This window comes from Pseudomonas sp. 43NM1, from assembly GCF_002836905.1.
GTDB lineage: Bacteria > Pseudomonadota > Gammaproteobacteria > Pseudomonadales > Pseudomonadaceae > Aquipseudomonas > Aquipseudomonas prosekii.
Genome location: NZ_MKGS01000190.1, coordinates 1 through 19,429, shown reverse-complemented (window position 1 = coordinate 19,429; position 19,429 = coordinate 1). Strand labels below are relative to the sequence as shown.

General features: G+C 58.8%; 14 protein-coding genes. 7 read left to right on the top strand and 7 right to left on the bottom strand.

Features of this window, described 5'->3' with window-relative positions; all coding sequences use genetic code 11:
* Window positions 1–262: 262 nt before the first annotated feature.
* A complete protein-coding gene (locus BI292_RS24965; RefSeq protein WP_101209556.1) occupies window positions 263–1,558 on the bottom strand; it encodes an OprD family porin in 1,296 nt (431 codons plus the stop codon).
* 409 nt (window positions 1,559–1,967) lie between these two features.
* Between BI292_RS24965 and BI292_RS24960 the strand changes: the two genes are divergently transcribed.
* Together BI292_RS24960 and BI292_RS24955 are read left to right on the top strand one after the other, a co-directional pair.
* Window positions 1,968–3,638 (top strand): MFS transporter, encoded by a 1,671-nt coding sequence (locus BI292_RS24960; protein ID WP_101209555.1) that lies wholly within the window; start codon window positions 1,968–1,970, stop codon window positions 3,636–3,638.
* Complete coding sequence (locus BI292_RS24955) at window positions 3,635–4,816, top strand: HlyD family secretion protein (protein WP_101209554.1); 1,182 nt, start codon at window positions 3,635–3,637, stop codon at window positions 4,814–4,816. The genes BI292_RS24960 and BI292_RS24955 overlap by 4 nt, the downstream gene beginning before the upstream one ends.
* 91 nt (window positions 4,817–4,907) lie before the next feature.
* Here BI292_RS24955 and copD read toward each other — a convergent pair whose 3' ends face one another.
* Entirely contained in the window at window positions 4,908–5,762 is an 855-nt protein-coding gene (copD, locus tag BI292_RS24950; RefSeq protein ID WP_101209553.1) for a copper homeostasis membrane protein CopD, read from the bottom strand.
* Window positions 5,763–5,765: 3 nt separating this feature from the next.
* Window positions 5,766–6,143 carry a copper homeostasis periplasmic binding protein CopC gene (gene copC, locus BI292_RS24945; protein ID WP_101209552.1) on the bottom strand — a complete coding sequence of 126 codons (378 nt, stop codon included), beginning with the start codon at window positions 6,141–6,143 and terminating at the stop codon, window positions 5,766–5,768.
* A 166-nt stretch (window positions 6,144–6,309) separates the two neighbouring features.
* Here copC and BI292_RS24940 point away from each other — a divergent pair, with 166 nt between their 5' ends.
* A complete protein-coding gene (locus tag BI292_RS24940) occupies window positions 6,310–6,930 on the top strand; it encodes a TetR/AcrR family transcriptional regulator (protein ID WP_092269646.1) in 621 nt (206 codons plus the stop codon).
* Between the two features lie 748 nt (window positions 6,931–7,678).
* Here the strand turns inward: BI292_RS24940 and preA are convergent.
* From preA to hydA, 3 genes are all read right to left on the bottom strand, one after another.
* Window positions 7,679–8,953, bottom strand: coding sequence for an NAD-dependent dihydropyrimidine dehydrogenase subunit PreA (gene preA / locus BI292_RS24935; protein WP_101209551.1), 1,275 nt, complete (start codon window positions 8,951–8,953; stop codon window positions 7,679–7,681).
* Entirely contained in the window at window positions 8,954–10,321 is a 1,368-nt protein-coding gene (locus tag BI292_RS24930) for an NAD(P)-dependent oxidoreductase (RefSeq protein ID WP_101209550.1), read from the bottom strand. It abuts the gene before it with no gap.
* 161 nt (window positions 10,322–10,482) lie between these two features.
* Window positions 10,483–11,922 carry a dihydropyrimidinase gene (hydA, locus tag BI292_RS24925; RefSeq protein ID WP_101209549.1) on the bottom strand — a complete coding sequence of 480 codons (1,440 nt, stop codon included), beginning with the start codon at window positions 11,920–11,922 and terminating at the stop codon, window positions 10,483–10,485.
* 621 nt (window positions 11,923–12,543) lie between these two features.
* On the opposite strand from hydA, the gene BI292_RS24920 reads away from it, so the two are divergent.
* Together BI292_RS24920 and BI292_RS24915 are read left to right on the top strand one after the other, a co-directional pair.
* Complete coding sequence (locus BI292_RS24920) at window positions 12,544–14,028, top strand: NCS1 family nucleobase:cation symporter-1 (RefSeq protein WP_101209548.1); 1,485 nt, start codon at window positions 12,544–12,546, stop codon at window positions 14,026–14,028.
* Window positions 14,029–14,170: 142 nt separating this feature from the next.
* Entirely contained in the window at window positions 14,171–15,454 is a 1,284-nt protein-coding gene (locus BI292_RS24915) for a Zn-dependent hydrolase (protein ID WP_101209547.1), read from the top strand.
* A gap of 112 nt (window positions 15,455–15,566) precedes the next feature.
* Here BI292_RS24915 and BI292_RS24910 read toward each other — a convergent pair whose 3' ends face one another.
* Window positions 15,567–16,898 (bottom strand): hypothetical protein, encoded by a 1,332-nt coding sequence (locus BI292_RS24910; protein WP_101209546.1) that lies wholly within the window; start codon window positions 16,896–16,898, stop codon window positions 15,567–15,569.
* A gap of 236 nt (window positions 16,899–17,134) precedes the next feature.
* Between BI292_RS24910 and BI292_RS24905 the strand changes: the two genes are divergently transcribed.
* Entirely contained in the window at window positions 17,135–18,631 is a 1,497-nt protein-coding gene (locus tag BI292_RS24905; protein ID WP_101209545.1) for a helix-turn-helix transcriptional regulator, read from the top strand.
* A 206-nt stretch (window positions 18,632–18,837) separates the two neighbouring features.
* Window positions 18,838–19,086, top strand: coding sequence for a DUF1652 domain-containing protein (locus BI292_RS24900; RefSeq protein WP_101209544.1), 249 nt, complete (start codon window positions 18,838–18,840; stop codon window positions 19,084–19,086).
* The last annotated feature ends 343 nt before the right edge of the window (window positions 19,087–19,429 follow it).

Sequence of the window (19,429 nt, the reverse complement as noted above, 5' to 3'; positions counted from 1 at the left end):
GAGCGAAGTATCGTAAGGGATTCCAGTGCTTGTCAACGCGGCGGTGGCTGAAATTGATGGAGTGAACCTCAGCTGGGCATTCCTCCAGTGGCGAGGGGGCTTGCCCCCGTTCGGCGGTGAAGCAGTCGCAAACTCAGGCAACTTGGTGAATCTGAACAACCACTGGGGCCGCTTCGCGACCCGACGGGGGCGAGCCCCCTCGCCACAAAAGCTCCTTGCCACGACTTCCCTTGCCACAAGAGTTATGAACGCCAGGCGAGTTTCACAACAACGATATCGGATAGCTGACGAAGATCCGGTTTTCGTCGAATTCATTGGTGCTGTAATCGCGGCGGATGCTTGCATTACGCCATTTGACGTTGAGGTTTTTCAATACGCCGCTCTGTACGGTGTAGGCCAGTTCCGACTCGCGGCCCCATTCCTTGCCGTCGGTGATGGTGCCGGTGTGCACGTTATCGCCGCTGATGTAGCGGTTCATCAAGGTCAGGCCGGGCACGCCGAGGGCGACGAAGTTGTAGTCGTGGCGCACTTGCCAGGATTTTTCCTTAGCGTTGTCATAACTGGAGTTGTAGCTGTCGTTGGCCAACGTCCCGCCGCTGGTGCCGTTGACGCGCATCCATGCATCGTCGCCGCTGAGTTTCTGCAGGCCGACATAAAACGTGTTGCCACCGTAGCGGGCCGAGAGCAGGGCGAAAGTGGTCTTGTTATCCAGTTCGCCGGCCAATGCGCTGCCGTCCTCTTTGCCGGTGAAGAAACCGAGGTTGGCGCCCAGCGTCCAGTCGCCCATAGGTTGGCTGTGGCTGAGGTTGAAATACTGCTGCTGATAAATATCGCTGAGTTCCGAGTACCAGACGCCGACCACAGTGCGCTTGTCGTTGAAGGTGTATTCGCCGCCACCGAAGTTGAACCGGTCCGAAGTGAACGCCGCTCGACCGTTCATCGACATGTCGTCCATGCTCGAATCGTTGCGCGGGCTGTTGGCGCGGAACTGGCCGCCGTAGAGCTTCAAGCCGTCAATTTCGCTGGAAGTCACCTGGCCACCGCGAAAGGTCTGCGGCAGCGAGCGGCCGTCATCCGCGCGCAGGATTGGCAACAGCGGCATCCATTCGCCGACCTTCAATTCAGTCTTCGAGACTTTGGCTTTGAACGCGACGTTGGTGCGGCCGAAGTTGTCCGCCGGGCGCCCGTCGCTGTCCAGCGGCAACAGCTGCGTGCCGCCGGTGCCTTTGCCGCCATCGAGTTTTTTCGAGTACAGGCCTAGCACATCGACGCCGAAGCCGACCGTGCCTTGGGTGAAGCCGGATTTGGCGTCGAGGATGAAGCTCTGCGTCCACTCTTCAGCCTTGCCCTGCGGGTAGGCCGGGTTGGTGAAGTTGCGATTGAAATAGGCGTTGCGCAGGTTCAGCGTGGCGCTGGCATCGTCGACAAAACCTTCGGCGTGGCTGCTCAGCGGCAAGGCCAGGAACAGGCTGCTGCAACCGATCAGGCTCAGGGTGTGGCGGCGTTTGAAGGTGAGGCGGGGCGTGCGGACAGAGGAATGACGGACGAGTTTGCTCACAGTGACGTTCCCTTTGTTTCTTTGTTGTTTTTATTGTTCGTTATACGTCGTCGTACAACATTGGCGGCGATTATTTGCGAGGGTTCGCGGGAATGTCAATCAGAAGTTGTACGACAACGTGAGGGCCTAAACCAATCTGCAGGAGCACGGCTTGTGTGGCGAGGGGGCTTGCCCCCGTTCGGCTGCGCAGCAGTCGCAAAACCAAGCAGTGATATTTGTTTGGTATACACAGTGGGCCGCTTCGCGACCCAACGGGGGCAAGCCCCCTCGCCACACAGGCCCCTCGCCACACAGGCCCCTGGCACAAGCCCCTGCCACAAGCTTCTCGCCAGAAGTGCGCTGTGCCACAGGTGTGTATTGACTGTGATTTTCCGGCAAACTGGCGCGGTCCCCCGAACAAGGCTTTTGAATGGATCACTACGCCCCGCGCAACTGGCAGCCCCACGAGCGGCCCAGCTTGCCCGGTTCCCCCTCGACGCCCTTGCACTCCACGCCCAAGCGGCTGGCGTATGCGTTGGTCGGTCTGTTGGTGGCGTTGACCGGTGGCCTCGGCAACTCGCTGGTGATCGCCAACCTGCCTTACCTGCAAGGTGCGCTGGGCGCGACCACCGCCGAAATGGCCTGGTTGCCGGCCGCCTACGTCATGACCAACGTCTCGATGAACCTGCTGCTGGTGAAGTTTCGCCAGCAATTCGGTTTGCGCGCGTTCACCGAAGTATTCCTGGTGCTCTATGCGCTGGTGACCTTCGGCCACTTGTTCGTCAACGACCTCAATTCGGCGATTGCCGTGCGCGCGGCCCACGGCATGGTCGGCGCGGCGCTGAGTTCGCTGGGGTTGTATTACATGGTCCAGGCGTTCCCGGCGAAGTGGCGGATGAAAGCGCTGGTGCTCGGTCTCGGCACGTCGCAACTGGCGTTGCCGCTGGCGCGATTGTTCTCTGAAGACCTGATGCAAATCGCCGAATGGCGCGGGTTGTACCTGTTCGAACTGGGCATGGCGCTGCTGACGCTGGGCTGCGTGTTCCTGCTCAAATTGCCGCCGGGCGACCGCTTCAAAACTTTCGAAAAACTCGACTTCCTGACCTTCGCCATTCTCGCCTCGGGCGTGGCGCTGCTGTGCGCGGTGCTGTCGCTGGGCCGCATCGACTGGTGGCTGGAAGCACCGTGGATCGGCGTGGCGTCGGCGGCGTCAATCGTGCTGATCCTCGCCGGCCTGGCCATCGAACATAACCGCAGCAACCCGATGCTGATGACCCGTTGGCTCGGCAGCGGCGTGATGATTCGTCTGGCGCTGGCGGTGATCCTGATTCGCATGGTGCTGTCCGAGCAATCCACCGGCGCTGTCGGTTTCATGCAAATGCTCAACATGAGCAGTCAGCAACTGCACAGCCTGTACGTGGTGATGTTGCTCGGCAGCATTGCCGGCCTCGCCACCAGCGCGCTGACGATTGATCCCAAACACCTGTTCATGCCGCTGATCGTGTCGCTGGCGCTGATGGCGACCGGCTCGGTGATCGACAGTTATTCGAACAACCTGACCCGCCCGGAGAACATGTATTTCAGCCAGTTCCTGTTGGCGTTCGGCGGCACATTTTTCCTTGGTCCGACCATGGTCCTCGGCACGCGCAACGTGCTGACCAACCCACGCAATCTGGTGAGTTTTTCGGTGCTGTTCGGCATCTGCCAGAACCTCGGCGGCTTGATCGGTGCGGCGCTGCTCGGCACGTTTCAGATCGTTCGCGAGAAATTTCATTCGAGCAACATTGTCGAACACCTGACCCTGATGGATCCGCGTGTTGCCGCGCGGGTGCAAAGCGGCGGCAACGCGGTTGGCTCGCTGATCGCCGACCCGAGTTTGCGCAATTTGCAGGGCATTCGCAGCCTGGCCACGGCCGCTACCCGTGAAGCCAATGTGCTGGCGTACAACGATGTGTTCATGCTGATTGCGCTGATCGCGGTGCTGACGATGATCTGGATTTCCATTCGCGCGCTGTGGCTGATGAGTACCACCCAAGCGGTCGCGCCCGCCGCTCAAACTGCCACTTCTTCCGTTCAACCCAGCGGTGCCACTTCTTCATGACCGAACCGACTAACACCTCCACACCGGCGTCGACCACGACCACCACCACCAATGCCATCGCCGCCACCCCGGAAGGTGTCGCGCCGCCGTCCTCGCCGGCCACCGAACCGCGTTCGCTGCGGGTGCGGATCATCTCGTCGTTGGGCTTCGCGGCGATTGCGATTATTGGCGTGTTGATCGTGTTGTACGCCTGGCAACTGCCGCCGTTCAGCAGCGCCGTCGAAACCACCGAAAACGCCTTGGTCCGTGGCCAGGTGACGATCATCGGCCCGCAGCTCAGCGGCTACGTCTATGAAGTGCCGGTGACCGACTTCCAGCATGTGAAGGCCGGCGACTTGCTGGTGCGCCTCGATGACCGGATCTACAAACAGCGTCTCGATCAATCGCTGGCGCAACTGGCGGTGCAGAAAGCTGCATTGGCCAACGTGGTGCAGCAACGCAACAGTGCCGAAGCGACCATCAAGTTGCGGCAGGCCGCGGTGGTCGACAGCCAGGCGCAGGCGCGCAAAAGCGCTGCGGACCTGCGCCGTAATCAGGAATTGATCAATGACGGTTCGGTGTCCAAACGTGAGTTGGACGTGACCATGGCCGCCAACGCGCAGACCATCGCCGCGGTCGCGCAAGCGCAAGCCAATCTGGAAATCGCCCGGCAGGACCTGCAAACCGTGATCGTCAATCGCGGTTCGCTGGAAGCGGCAGTGGCCAGCGCCGATGCGGCGGTGCAACTGGCGCGCATCGACCTGTCGAACACCCGCGTACTGGCGCCACGTGACGGCCAGCTCGGACAGATTGGCGTGCGCCTCGGCGCGTTCGTCAACTCCGGCGCGCAACTGATGGCGCTGGTGCCGCAGCAGTTGTGGGTGATCGCCAACATGAAGGAAACGCAGATGGATGAAGTGCGCGTCGGCCAACCGGTGACCTTCACCGTCGATGCGCTCAACCATCGAAAATTCCACGGCAAGGTGCAGCGGATTTCACCGGCGACCGGTTCGGAATTCAGCCTGTTGCAGGCCGACAACGCCACCGGCAACTTCGTCAAAATCGCCCAGCGTGTGCCCGTGCGGATCACTGTGGACGACGGCCAGGATCAAAGCGAACGGCTGCGACCGGGGATGTCAGTGGTGGTGAGCATCGACACCGCGGCAGCCGGCCACACCGAAACTCCCGAACCTCTGTAGGAGCGAGGCTTGCCCGCGAAAGCGGTGTGTCAGGCAGCACCAATGTCAGCTGACACACTGCCTTCGCGGGCAAGCCTCGCTCCTACAAGGGTTATGTGGCGATCATCGGCGGCATGGTGCCGAGCAGCGAAACCGCCGCCACCGCGCCAATCCCCAGCAACCATTCCAGCAGCACGCTGGTTTTCAGCGTGCCGACCCGCTGCTCGCAATCCTTGATCCGCAGCCGATTGAACAACGCCAACCCGAGCATCGCTGCCACCAGCACAACCTTGATCAGCAGAATCAAGGCAAACCCGGACAACAGCGGCGTCGGCCAGAATTGCCCGGTGAGTACGCGCACGTTGATCAACCCGGTGATCAGCAACCCCGCCACCAAGCCATAACCGATGCCGCTGAAACGCCGCAAAACCACATCCAGCGCAACCGGCTGGCGCAGAATCAGCACCAGCAGCATCAACCCGCCGAGCCACGTACCGACGCAGACCAGATGGATGATCTGGTTGAGAATCAGCAACTGACCGCTGAGCCCGTCAAGCATCGCGCCGTGCCCGACCGGCGCCAGCGTCGCCAGCAATAAACCGCTGACGATCAAGCGCAAAGCAGCATTCGTGCGCAACGGCGTCCACAGCAACACCATCAGCAGCACATTGAGCAGCAAGTGCCAACGCCACACTTGGCCGAAAAAGGTCTTGCTCAGCACCAGGTTCAATGTCGACGGCGCGAATGCCGCGCTCCAGTCGCCGGCCATGCTGGCAGTGATCAGCAGCAACCACGTCACGCCGCTGAGCAGTGCCACGGCGGTCAGCCAACGCGTGATGCGCGCCAGTGACCGGTCGAGATTGACGGCGGCATCGGTCAACAACAGAGGCCTGAACACCCAGACCCCGAACAGCATCAACACCACGACAAAATGCAGAAAGCGGCACAGCACCAGCGCATCGGTCATCGATTATTGGCCAATCTTGAAGCTGTAGGCGCCATCGCTTTTGTGCGTATCGACTGACGTTACCTTCCATTCAACTTTGTAAGTGCCTGGCTGCAGCGCGACTTCCGGGGTAACGATCAAGGTCTTCTTGTCGCTGCTTTTGGTCGCGAGGTTTTTCACCGGCACGTCTTTGCCGTCGCGGCTGATTTTGACCGTGCTGAAGGTCGTTTCAATGCCTTCGGAAAACACCAGGCGCAACTCACCGGGGTCGGTGACGGTGCTGTTGGCGGCCGGGATCTGGCTTTTCAGGTGCGCGTGGGCAAACACCGAGGAAGCGGCAAACAACGAGCCGAGCAGGGCGGCGGCGGTCAGGGTTTTTTTCAGCGACTGGTTCAGGGACATGGTCGGTTACCTTCTTGGCAGAGGAAATGCGCGTCACTTAAACATGAACGCTAGACACCGGGAAATGTTTACGCCGCAGCTTTTCTCCCGGCAAGTGAAAAAACCGCTGTCGCCGCGACCCAGAGCGGATGCTAGTCTGAGGCAACGCTGTTTTCAGGGAGCCCTTATGGGCAATCACAAGATCGAAATCCGCCGCAGTAACGTCGAGAAAATCCTCCTCGGCGCCGAAAAGGTCTTCGCCGAAAAAGGCTTCGGCAGCACCGCCATGGCGGACATCGCCGCTGAAGTGCAACTGCCGCGCTCCAACCTGCATTATTACTTCAGCACCAAAGGCGAGCTGTACAGCGCAGTGCTGTTCGACCTGCTGGAAGTGTGGAAACAGGACGCCTTGTGCTTCGAGATGTTCGACGATCCGCGCGTGGTGCTCAGCAGTTATATCCGCGCCAAAATGAACCACTCGCGCAGCCGCCCGCACGGCTCGAAAGTCTGGGCCAACGAGATCATTCACGGCGCGCCGACGCTCGGCGAGGCGCTGGACGCCAGCCTGTATGACTGGGCGAAGATGAAGGAAGCGAAGATTCGCCAATGGGTCGAGGACAAACGCATCCTGCCGGTCGAGCCGTCGGCACTGCTTTATATGATCTGGGCCTCGACCCAGCATTACGCCGACTTCGATCATCAGGTGAATATCCTCAATGATCATCAGGCGTTGTCGGACATGCAGTTCGAGCGGGCGGTGCAAACCGTGACCAGCGTGATATTGCGCGGGATCGGGTTGGAACCCTGAGAAGCACCCCTCACCCCAGCCCTCTCCCCATAGGGGAGAGGGGGAAAGGGGGCCGATCTCCATGCCCTCAAAATCTGAGTTCGACGCAAATGTCCCCGGTCGCAAACTATCTGAAAATCACCTCGCTTATTCCCCTCTATCGATAGGGGGAGAGGGGAAAGGGGCCGATCTCCATGCCCTCAAAATCTGAGTTCGACTCAAATATCCCCGGTCGCAAACTATCCGAAAATCACCTCGGTCAGTCCCCTCTACCCATAGGCAAGAGGAGGAAAGGGGCCCGATCTCCATGCCCTCAAAATCTGAGTTCAACTCAAATGTCCCCGGTCGCAAACTATCTGAAAATCGCCTCGCTTATTCCCCTCTATCAATAGGGGAAAGGTGTGCCGATCTCCATGCCCTCAAAGTCTGAGTTCGACTCAAATGTCCCCGTTCGCAAACTATCTGAAAATCACCTCGGCCAGTCCCCTCTACCCATAGGGAAGAGGGACGAAGGGGGCCGATCTCCATGCCCTCAAAATCTGAGTTCGACTCAAATGTCCCCGGTTGCAAACTATCTGAAAATCACCTCGGTCGGTCCCCTCTACCCATAGGTGAGAGGGGGAAAGGGGGCCGATCTCCATGCCCTCCAAATCTGAGTTCGACTCAAATGCCCCCGGTCGCAAACTATCTGAAAATCACCTCGGTCAGTCCCCTCTACCCCTTGGGGAGAGGGTTAGGGTGAGGGGTAGATTCCGGATCAGCCCCCAATCTAGAGAGCAACGTGGTAAGGATTACGCGGATCATGATTCCAATCCAGAAACGGCTTGCCGGTGTCCATCGGCACCATCTCGATGCAATCCTCGACCGGGCAGGTGATCTGGCACAGGTTGCAGCCCACACACTCCTCATCGATCACTTCATATTTGTGCGTGCCGTCCACCTGTTTCAGGCTGGCCACCGCTTGGTGCGAGGTGTCTTCGCAAGCGATGTGGCAGCGCCCGCAGCCAATACAAGCATCCTGATCGATCTTGGCGATCACCTGATAGTTGATGTCGAGGTACTTCCAGTCGGTGGTATTGCCCACCGCGCGCCCGGAAAACTCGGCGATATTGGCGTAGCCCTGACTGTCCATCCAGCGTGACAAGCCGTCCTTCATCTCATCGACAATGCGAAAACCGTGCAGCATCGCCGCCGTGCACACCTGCACCGCGCCGCTGCCCAACGCCATGAATTCCGCCGCGTCGCGCCAACTGCCGATGCCGCCGATGCCGCAGATCGGCAAGCCGAGCGTCTGCGGGTCACGAGCGATTTCGGCGACCATGTTCAGCGCAATCGGCTTCACCGCCGAGCCGCAATAGCCGCCGTGGGTGCTTTGATGGCCGACGGTGGGCATCGCGACCATTTGCTCCAGATTGACGCTGGTGATCGAGTTGATCGTGTTGATCAGCGACACCGCATCGGCGCCGCCACGGTGGGCCGCACGGGCGGCAACGCGGATGTCGGTGATGTTCGGCGTCAACTTGACGATCACCGGCAGCGAGCAATAGGTCTTGCACCAGCGGGTCACCTGTTCGACGTATTCCGGGACCTGGCCGACCGCCGCGCCCATACCGCGTTCAGGCATGCCGTGCGGGCAACCGAAGTTCAGCTCGATGCCGTCGGCACCCGTGGCTTCGACCAGCGGCAGAATGAATTTCCATGACTCTTCGATGCACGGCACCATCAGCGAAACAATCAGCGCGCGGTCCGGCCAATCCTTTTTCACCTGGGTGATTTCCCGCAGGTTGATCTCCAGCGAACGGTCGGTGATCAGCTCGATGTTGTTGATGCCCATGACCTCACGGTTGGCGCCGTAATGCGCGGAGTACCGCGACGAGACGTTGACCGCTGCCGGGTCTTCGCCGAGGGTTTTCCAGACCACGCCGCCCCAGCCAGCCTCGAAGGCGCGGACCACGTTGTAGGCTTTGTCGGTGGGTGGCGCGGAGGCCAGCCAGAATGGATTGGGGGCTTTGATACCGGCGAAGACAATCGAAAGATCGGCCATTTACGCAGCCTCCACGTTGAGCATGAGTTGGGCATTGATGGCTTCGGCAGCCCGTTTGCCATGCTGCACGGCTTGCACCGTCAGGTCCTGATCGAGGTTGGTGCAGTCGCCACCGGCGTACACCCCGGGAATGCTCGTGCGCAGGTTCGCATCGACCTCGATGCGCTCGCCCTGGCGTTTGAGATCGCGCGCCAACGGGTCGGCGAGGGCGCTGCCATCGAAGGCCTGGCCGATGGCTTTGAAGATTGCATCGGCGGCCAGTTCGAAGGTCTGCCCGGTAGTCTGCAGGCGCCCTTCGATCATGCAGGTACGGGCGAAACGCATGCCGCGCACGTGGCCCTGATCGTCGAGCAGCACCGTTTCCGGTTGCGCCCAGGTCAACAGGCGCACCTGATTGGCTTTGGCGATGTCTTGTTCGTGACCGGTCGCGCCCATGTCCTCGACGCCACGCCGATACACCAGATTGACGTCGCGGGCACCGAGGCGAGCCATTTGCACGGCCATGTCGATCGCGGTGTTGCCGGCGCCAAGGACGATGCAACGGTCGGCCAGCGGCAGTTGCGTCAGGTCATCGGCCTGGCGCAGTTCGCGGATGTAATCGGTGGCGGCGACCAGCCCCGGCGCGTCTTCGTGGTCGAGACCGAGCTGTTTGCTGGCGGCCAGACCGAGGCCGAGGAACACCGCGTCGTACTGCTGGTGCAAATCACTGAGGGTCAGGTTGGCGCCGAGTTTCTGTCCGTGGCGGATTTCGATGCCGCCGATTTGCAGGAGGAAATCCAGTTCCTTTTGCGCGTAATCGTCCACCAGTTTGTACTTGGCGATCCCGTATTCATTAAGGCCGCCAGCCTTTTCCTGGGCCTCGAAAATCACCACGTCATGCCCGTGCATCGCACTGCGATGCGCGCAGGACAAACCCGCCGGCCCGGCACCCACCACAGCGATGCGTTTGCCGGTGGCGGCGGCGCGCTGGAACGGGTGTTCGCTGAAGTGCGCGTTGTCCACGGCGTAGCGTTGCAGCAAGCCGATCAACACTGGCGCGCACTCGTGATCGTTGTTGCGCACACAGGCTTGCTGACAGAGGATTTCGGTCGGGCAAACCCGCGCGCAACTGCCGCCGAGAATGTTCGCCGAGAGGATTTTCTGCGCGGCGCCCTGGACGTTTTCCTGATGGATATTGCGGATGAACGACGGAATATCGATCTCACTTGGACAGGCGTTCACGCATGGTGCGTCGTAGCAATACAGACAGCGCGAAGCTTCCAGATGCGCCTGACGGGCGTTGAGCGGCGGCGCCAGATCGGTGAAATGGCCGGCGAGGGCGGCCGCATTCTCGTAAGGGTGCGGGAGATGGTTCAGGGTCTTGATCACGGTTTAAGGCCTCATGTTTTTTTGAGGTGCCTGCCTCTGGTGGGCAGTGGGGTTGTGTGCCGTCAGGGCCGGCCTTCGCGGGCAAGCCTCGCTCCTACAGGGGGGAATGCATTTCAAACTGTAGGAGCGAGGCTTGCCCGCGAAGGCCGCAGGCCTCGAACTCAGCGCTTTACCGCTGTCGGCTTATTCAGCTCAGCGCGCTTGCTGAGCAAATCAAACACCGCCGGGTACGCCGGCCGTTCGACATAGCGCCCGGCGCCACGCTCGGCGCGCAGGTCGCCATCGGCCCAGACCACGCGGCCCTGACTGACGGAGTGGCTCGGCACACCGCGCACGGTTTTGCCTTCGAAGATGTTGAAGTCGACTTGCTGGTGATGGGTTTTTGCCGAAATGGTGCGTGTGCCCTCAGGGTCCCACAGCACCAGATCGGCATCGGCGCCGACGCGCATCGCGCCTTTGCGAGGGTAGAGGTTGAAGATCTTCGCGGTATTGGTGGAGGTCAACGCGACGAAATCCTGCATCGACAACCGCCCAGTGTTCACCCCTTCATCCCACAGCAGCGCCATGCGGTCTTCGATGCCGGCGGTGCCATTGGGGATCTTGCTGAAATCATCGCGACCCGCCGCTTTTTGCTCGGCGCAAAAGCAGCAATGGTCGGTGGCGGTGGTGTGCAGGTTGCCCGATTGCAAACCGTGCCAAAGCGCTTCCTGGTGGCCGCGCGGACGGAACGGCGGGCTCATCACGTAACCGGCGGCGGTCTGCCAGTCCGGGTGTTGGTAGACGCTGTCGTCGAGCAGCAAATGCCCGGCGAGCACTTCGCCGTAGACCTGCTGACCTTTGCTGCGCGCGTAGGTGATTTCGTCGAGGGCTTCCTGGGTCGAGACGTGCACCAGGTACAACGGCGTGCCGATGGTTTCGGCAATCCGGATCGCCCGGCTGGCCGCTTCACCTTCAACTTGCGACGGACGCGACAGCGGATGCGCTTCCGGGCCGGTGATGCCTTGCGCCATCAATTTGCGTTGCAGGTGATACACCAATTCGCCGTTTTCCGCGTGCACGGTCGGCACCGCACCGAGCTCCAGGCAGCGTTCGAAACTCGCTACCAGCGTGTCGTCGGCGGCCATGATCGCGTTTTTGTACGCCATGAAATGCTTGAAGCTGTTGATGCCGTGATGGCTGACCAGTTCGGCCATTTCCTCGCGCACCTGCTCGCTCCACCAGGTAATCGCGACATGGAATCCGTAGTCGGAAGCGGACTTCTCGGCCCAGCCGCGCCACTGGTGAAACGCTTCCATCAGCGACTGCTGCGGATTGGGAATCACGAAGTCGATGATCGACGTCGTCCCCCCGGCCAAACCAGCCGCCGTGCCACTGAAAAAATCTTCGCTGGCAACGGTGCCCATGAAGGGCAATTGCATGTGCGTGTGTGGGTCGATGCCGCCCGGCATCAGGTATTGGCCACTGCCGTCGAGCACTTCAGCGCCCGCCGGAACATCAAGGTTGTCGCCAATGGCTTTAATTACGCCATCAGCGCAATAGACGTCGGCGCGGTAACTTTCATCATGGGTAATAACGGTGGCGCCACGGATCAACAGAGACATTCCGAGTTCCTCGCAGGCATGACCGACTTATGCCGGTTCTAAATGTTTTGTATGAAGCCAGCGCAAACAGGTGTATTCCTGTCATCGCTGTCAGGAATAGAAACTAGTCGTAGTTTTTGGAATGAGCAAGAATAATTTTTATAAGCTTATGCCAGTTTTAAGCTCTTGAAATATAAGCAATAAATACATGAATCACCAAAATGGTGAGGCTGTTCACCATTTTGACGCACTTGACAGGAACGCAAAATAGACGAGATTTCCTATGTGAAATCAGCCGCTTGAGGAAGGTCTATGGTTGAGGCGCAACGCTGAAAAAAACATTGATGCACCAGATTGAGTCCTGACTGTTTCTACAACTTGCTGCACATTCGGCCTGAGTGGCGTTGCAAGTAACCGAGGACTCATTAGTTGAATAAATAAAACTGAATGACTTCAGTTGTTTAGCAGGATTTTATGGCGTTGGCCGTTGTATCAGCGGGGACCCCGGCACGTTTATTGATGCCGCCGCTGACACCTTGGCCGGTCCGTAAAAGTTGTCAGTTCCTCCGGCCATCGTCGGTTGGCGCGAGCAAGCGCCGGCCCCTGATGAGCAAAAAATAATTCAAAGAAAGTGGAGCGGCCATGCAACAGATCAGATCGCAAGTGACCGAGCGCGACGGCTTGTTCGAGCTCGAAGCCGGCACCGACGTCCTCGACAGTCCTCGTTACAACCACGACATGGCACCGACCAAGGTGCACGAACGAACCTGGAACAAGTGGCACATCACCGCGCTGTGGATCGGCATGTCGATTTGCGTGCCGACCTACACCCTTGGCGGCGTGCTCACCGCGTATTTCGGCTTGAGCGTCGGCGAGGCGCTGCTGGCGATCCTGTTTGCCAACCTCATTGTGCTGATCCCGCTGACCCTCAATGCCTTCGCCGGCACCAAGTACGGCATCCCGTTTCCGGTGTTGCTGCGCTCCTCGTTCGGCATCCTCGGCTCCAACGTGCCGTGCCTGATCCGCGCATTGGTGGCGTGTGGCTGGTTCGGCATTCAGACGATGTTCGGTGGCCTGGCGATTCACCTGTTTCTCGGCTCGATTTTCGACGGCTGGAAGTCACTCGGCGGCACCGGCGAGGTGATCGGTTTCATGGCGTTCTGGGCGCTGAACCTGTGGGTGGTGCTGCGCGGGGCCGAGTCGATCAAATGGCTGGAAACGCTCTCCGCGCCATTGCTGGTGGCGGTCGGCATCGGCCTGCTGGTGTGGGCGATGCCCAACGTGTCGATGACCGAGCTGTTGGCGATTCCGCCGAAGCGCCCTGAAGGTGCAAGCGTGGTCAGTTACTTCGCCGCCGGGCTGACGGCGATGGTCGGGTTCTGGGCGACGTTGTCGCTGAACATCCCGGACTTCAGCCGTTACGCGAAAAGTCAGAAGGACCAGATTCTCGGGCAGATTTTCGGCTTGCCACTGACCATGTTCCTGTTCGCCGCTCTTGGCGTGGTGATGACTGCCGCGTCGGTGAAACTGGTCGGCGTGACCGTGTCGGATCCGGTCAGCCTGATCGGGCATATCCAGAGCCCGGTGTGGGTGGCGGTGGCGATGGCGTTGATCATCATTGCGACGCTGTCGACCAACACCGCAGCGAACATTGTCTCGCCGACCAATGACTTCCAAAACATTGCGCCCAAAGTGATCAACCGCACCAAAGCGGTGATGCTGACCGGTGTGGTCGGGTTGCTGCTGATGGGCCACGAGTTGCTGAAAAAACTTGGCTGGATCGTTTCCGAGGTCAGCCTGGAGACGGTTTATTCGAACTGGCTGCTCGGCTATTCCAGCCTGCTCGGGCCAATCGCCGGGATCATGGTGGTGGACTATTTCCTGATCAAGAAACAGCAACTGGACCTCGCCGGGCTGTACCGCGATGACGTGTATCCAGCGTGGAACTGGTTCGGTTTTATCGCCTTCGGCGTGCCGGTGGTGCTGACCCTGCTGTCGCTCGGTAGCGATGCGTTCAGCTGGTTTTACAGCTACGGCTGGTTTACCGGTTCGGCGCTGGGCGGGGTGATTTATTACGGGTTGTGCTCGATGCGGACCAGCCCGTCTATTGCGAAATCATCGGTGTGATTGCTGGCCTCTTCGCGGGCAAGCCTCGCTCCTACAGGCTCGTGCAGTCCCTTGTGGGAGCGAGGCTTGCCCGCGAAGACGGCCTCAAACACACCAAAGAACTACCTGAAGAAACCCATAAGAACAGCCTGAGGAGATCACCATGAACGCAGCCGTAGACGTTCTGCAATCCACCCATCAGCACATCAACCGCGACCGCTTGTGGCAGTCGCTCATGGAACTGGCCAAGCTCGGTGCCACGGTCAAGGGCGGCGTTTGTCGGTTGGCCCTGACCGACCTCGACCGCCAGGCCCGGGACATTTTCGTCAATTGGTGCGAGGAGGCCGGCTGCACCGTGACGGTCGACGGCATCGGCAATATCTTCGCCCGTCGTCCCGGCCGCAATCCCGACCTGCCACCGGTCATGACCGGCAGCCATATCGACACCCAACCCACTGGCGGCAAGTTCGACGGCTGCTTCGGCGTGCTCGCCGGGGTCGAGGTGTTGCGCACCCTCAATGACCTCGGCATCGAAACCGAGGCGCCGCTGGAAGTGGTGGTCTGGACCAACGAAGAAGGCTCCCGTTTTCCGCCGTGCATGATGGGCTCCGGGGTGTTTGCGGAAAAATTTACCCTCGAAGAAACCCTGGCCAAAGTCGACGTCGATGGCGTCACGGTCGGCGACGCGCTGAACGCCATCGGTTATGCCGGGCCGCGCAAGGTCAGCGGCCACGCAGTCGGTGCCTATTTCGAAGCACACATCGAACAAGGCCCGATCCTCGAAGACGAACACAAAACCATCGGCGTGGTGATGGGCGCACTCGGGCAAAAATGGTTTGACCTGAAACTGCGCGGCGTTGAAGCCCACGCCGGGCCGACGCCGATGCACTTGCGCAAGGATGCCCTGGTCGGCGCGGCGATTATCGTCGGTGCGGTCAATCGCGCCGCCCTCAGCCACCAACCGCACGCCTGTGGCACGGTCGGCTGCCTGCAAGCCTACCCCGGCTCGCGCAACGTGATTCCCGGTGAAGTGCGCATGACCCTCGACTTCCGGCACCTGGAACCGGCGCGCCTCGACTCGATGATCGCCGAAGTGCGCGAAGTCATCGAAACCACCTGCGAGGCCCACGGCCTGACCTTCGAACTGACCCCGACCGCCGACTTCCCACCGCTGTACTTCGACAAGGGCTGCGTCGATGCGGTCCGCGACGCCGCCCACGGATTGGGCCTATCGCACATGGACATCGTCAGCGGCGCCGGGCACGACGCGATTTTCCTCGCCGAACTCGGCCCGGCCGGGATGATCTTCGTGCCGTGCGAGGGCGGCATCAGCCATAACGAAATCGAAAACGCCGCACCGGATGACCTCGCGGCCGGCTGCGCGGTGTTGTTGCGGGCCATGCTGGCGGCGTCGGCGGCGATTGCCAGCGGACAATTGGCGACGTAAGACGCGCAATTCGTGACCTGCGATGCCCGCGCCGTCAGCGGACGACCCCTGGAGATTCACGGGTAGCAAATCCATCGGAATTGCCGCAGGTCAAGTTAAATCCGGCGAGCCTTTAATTATCGCGTGCATAGGCATTCTTCAAGCTGTCGCATGAGCCTTGGAGTACTTGGAGTAACCGTGAGTATTGGGTGTTCAGGTAACACTCAACGAACGGTCCGAGAACTTCATTGAGTGCGTGTGTTAATTTCTTTGAATCGAGGAGTCGAAGCTTTTCGGTTGTCGATAGCGCCACATCTCGTTTACTTCTGAATACGCTTTCTATAATGTTGCCATCGTTGTCTCTGGACAACATAGCGTAGTCTGAAGAATAGTCAGGGGATTCCATCTCAGCACTGATATCGTCATCTTCCGAGTGGTCCAGCAGATGTTCAGGTGTCAACAGTTCATATTGGTCAATGATTTCGTCAATTTCCTCGAACAGCGAGTGTGCTTGTGCGATTTCTTCAAGTCGGTCTGGTGCATCCAGAATATGATCATGGATATGGTGAAACTCACTTTTCCTCGCAAAGTAATCGTCATCGACTTGCATCGCTAATGATTCTGCTGTGGATAATAATTCATGCGCTTGCTCATTGAAAAAAATCGAAAAAGGATCGTGGCCATACAATATCTCAAGTAGCGTCTCCACATCTTTGGTCGAGCGCTGCTGGTACATGTTTTTCAATATTCTGAAGAGGTCGAGATTGTCTTTTACCTGTACTGTGAATCGGCTATTGCTCAACAGCGCTGGGGAGTTTGTTATAAAGTGTTGTATGTTTTCCGCCAATTTAATGTTGGCCTTGCTACGGTCCAACGCATGACCTTCACGAAGGTCGGCGATTAACTGGTTGATTTTCGTGTTGTGTTTGTCTTTGTAGTCCACCCAACTCAATGGCTCAAGCTTCAAAAAAAAAGCAGGGTCGGATAGTAGTTCTACCATTAACATCTTGGCGCATTCTTGATGCTCATCGACGCATTCCACTAATGCCTCATTAAGGCGATAGTGGGCGGTCGTATAGTTCAGGTTGGCGGTATAGGACTGCGATGCATAAGAAAGATTCTGCGAGCCGAGTATTGTCATGTCGTCATGGCTGAGCATCTTCACGTGACAAGCCGAATGAATGTAGATGTCGCAATTTTTTGTAATTTTTTTCATGATAGATCGCAGGCTGTCAGCGAGTTTGTCGGAGTCGATATCTGAAATACCGATGATCACCTTGGCGCTGTCAGATTTATCGATGAAGAATTTGCTGAGAAAATTAAAGGTTCCGATAAGCCCACTGGACTTGCAGTAGGTCACGATATGGATGTTCTTAAGTTGCTGGTATTGCTTTGATTTTTTGAAGGCATCGTTGGAAAAATGTCTGTAATAGACTGTGCTTTGTACGTGCGCGAGTTGTTTCATAAAAATCCTTTTTCGATGTCAGCAGTTTAATCGTGATGAACGGTGGATTATGCATCGAATGAAATGAATCGTCTGCGTCTATAAACCGTTCAGGATAAGGTTGGCATGATGTACCTGACTGGCGAGCCTTTAAAACGCTTCAAGGTTTTGGTCGCTTCGCACTATCGCAAACCCGTGCGGTCGTAATCTTCACAGGGCGGTGCCGCAGAGCGCCGCCGCCATTTTGTGGAGAGCCAATGAGCCAGGACGTCCTGACCACCGAAACCAATCGTCGTCAGTTGCAGCAGATCATCGCCGGTTTGTCCGACGGGGTGATTTTGCTCGAACTGGATCAAACCATTCTCTGGGCCAACGACGCCGCGCTGGCCATGCATGGGGTCAGCCGGGTCAACCAGCTCGGGGCGAATGCCAAGGAATACGCCAAGCGCTTCAACTTGCGCTATCGCAACAATCATCCTGTGCCGACCGAAAGCTACCCGATCAACCGAATCGCCGGTGGCGAGGTTTTCAGCGATGTGTTGGTGGAAGTAACGCCGAGCGACGATGAAGAAAGCCTGTGGGTGCACAGCGTGCGCAGCATGCAATTGACCGACAGCGCCGGGCAGGTGGAATCGCTGGTGCTGATCATGAGCGATGTCACCGAGTGGGCCAGCGCCGAGCAGCGTTTCGAGAAGACCTTCAATGCCAACCCGGCGCCAGCGGTGATTTGTCGCCTGAGTGATTTGCGCTACATCAAGGTCAATCAGGGTTTCCTCGAAATGACCGGCTACACCCGCGATCAGGTGATCGGCGTTTCCACGTATGAGCTGGACATCCTCGACGGCGCCGAAAAACGCGATTTGGCCATCGAACGCCTGCGCCAGCACACAACGATTCCGCAGATGCAGGCCGAACTGAAACTGCCCGAGCGTGGCAATAAACAGGTGATCGTCGCCGGCCAGCCGCTGGAGCTCAACGAAGAAGCGTGCATGTTGTTTTCCTTCGTCGACATGGAACCGCGGCACAAGGTCGAACTGGCCTTGCGCCAGAGCGAGGAGCGCTTTGCCAAGGCGTTTCGCTTGACGCCGATGCCGACGCTGGTGTGCGGCGCCGAGAATGAACTGGTGATCGACGTCAACGACGCGTTCCTGGAAACCCTCGGGTATCCGAGCGAAGAAGTGCTCGGTAAAACCGTTGAGGAAATCGACTTTATCGATGACTCCGGCACCCGCACGCGCCTGTTCGCCGCGCTGGAAAAGGCCGGCAAACTGGATCGCGTCGACGTGCGCATTCGCAAAAAGGGCGGCGAGCTGATCGAGTGCAACGTCTCGGCCGACACCGTGAACATTCAGGACAGCCCGTGTTATCTGCTGGTGTTGATGGACATCACCGAACGCAAACGTACTGAAGTCGAGTTGGTGGCGGCAATCGAAGAAGTGATGAAAGACGCTTCGTGGTTCAGCCGCACGCTGATCGAGAAACTCGCCAATGTGAAGAGCGTCAATTCGCCGAAACTGCCTAGCGTGTCATTCACCGACCTGACCGCACGCGAGCGCGATGTGCTCGGCTTGATCTGTGAAGGACTGGCCGACAAGGAAATCGCCGCGCGCCTGAAACTGGCGCTGAACACGGTGCGCAACCACGTTTCGACGGTGTATTCCAAGCTTGATGTGCACAGCCGCAGTGAGGCGATTGTCTGGGCGCGCGAGCGCGGGTTGTTCGCCAGCGAGTGGCGGCCGAAGGCGCAGCGTTAGGGTGCAAATGCACTAGACGCAAGGGGGCAAATGCGGGTTCTGGCCGGGTGGCGCAGTTCGTAATCTGGGAAGGTGCGGTAGAGCCTGCGGCGGGATGTCGCGTCGCTGCGAAAGCGCATTTTCGAAACAGACAGAGGAACAGCTACATGGATCAGCAACCGTTCAATGGTGTGTTCGATTTTGCAGTGTTGGTCGGGTGACCCGGAATGATTTATCTAACGCAGTTGCGTGCTCAACTGGAGCGTAGCTTTGCGCCGCTGGCTTGTGATTGTGCGCTCACCGGGGACAACTCCTTGACGGTCAAGCTCTACCACCCGGCGTCGGGTCAGGTGGATCTGGTGGTCAGCGGGTTGAGTGTGGCGAATTTGCGCACGCCGGAAGCGGTGGTCGCGTTGATTGAAGAGCTGCGCTATGAGCTCGAAAGCAATAGTTTGCATCGCTCTGAAAAAATCTAAGCAATAACCAACCTGTAGGAGCAGAGCTTCTCGGACTCACCTGTGGGAGCAAAGCTTGCTCGCGATAGCGGCGTGTCAGGCGACGGAAATACAGGCTGACACGCCGCCTTCGCGAGCAAGCTCTGCTCCTACAGGGATGGGGGAAATTCTGATCTTCTGGCATTGCCCGGCGGCTGGGCTATAAGAAATGCGTGGTATTTATTTTCCGTGTCGCGGAAAAACCCCCCGATCAGCCACCGCAGGTCAGCCTATGAAGAGTCTTGGGAAACGGTCGTTCACGCCGCTGTCGCTCGTATTCTGCGCAATCATCTTGAGTGGTTGCGCCAGTCCTCCACCGCCACCC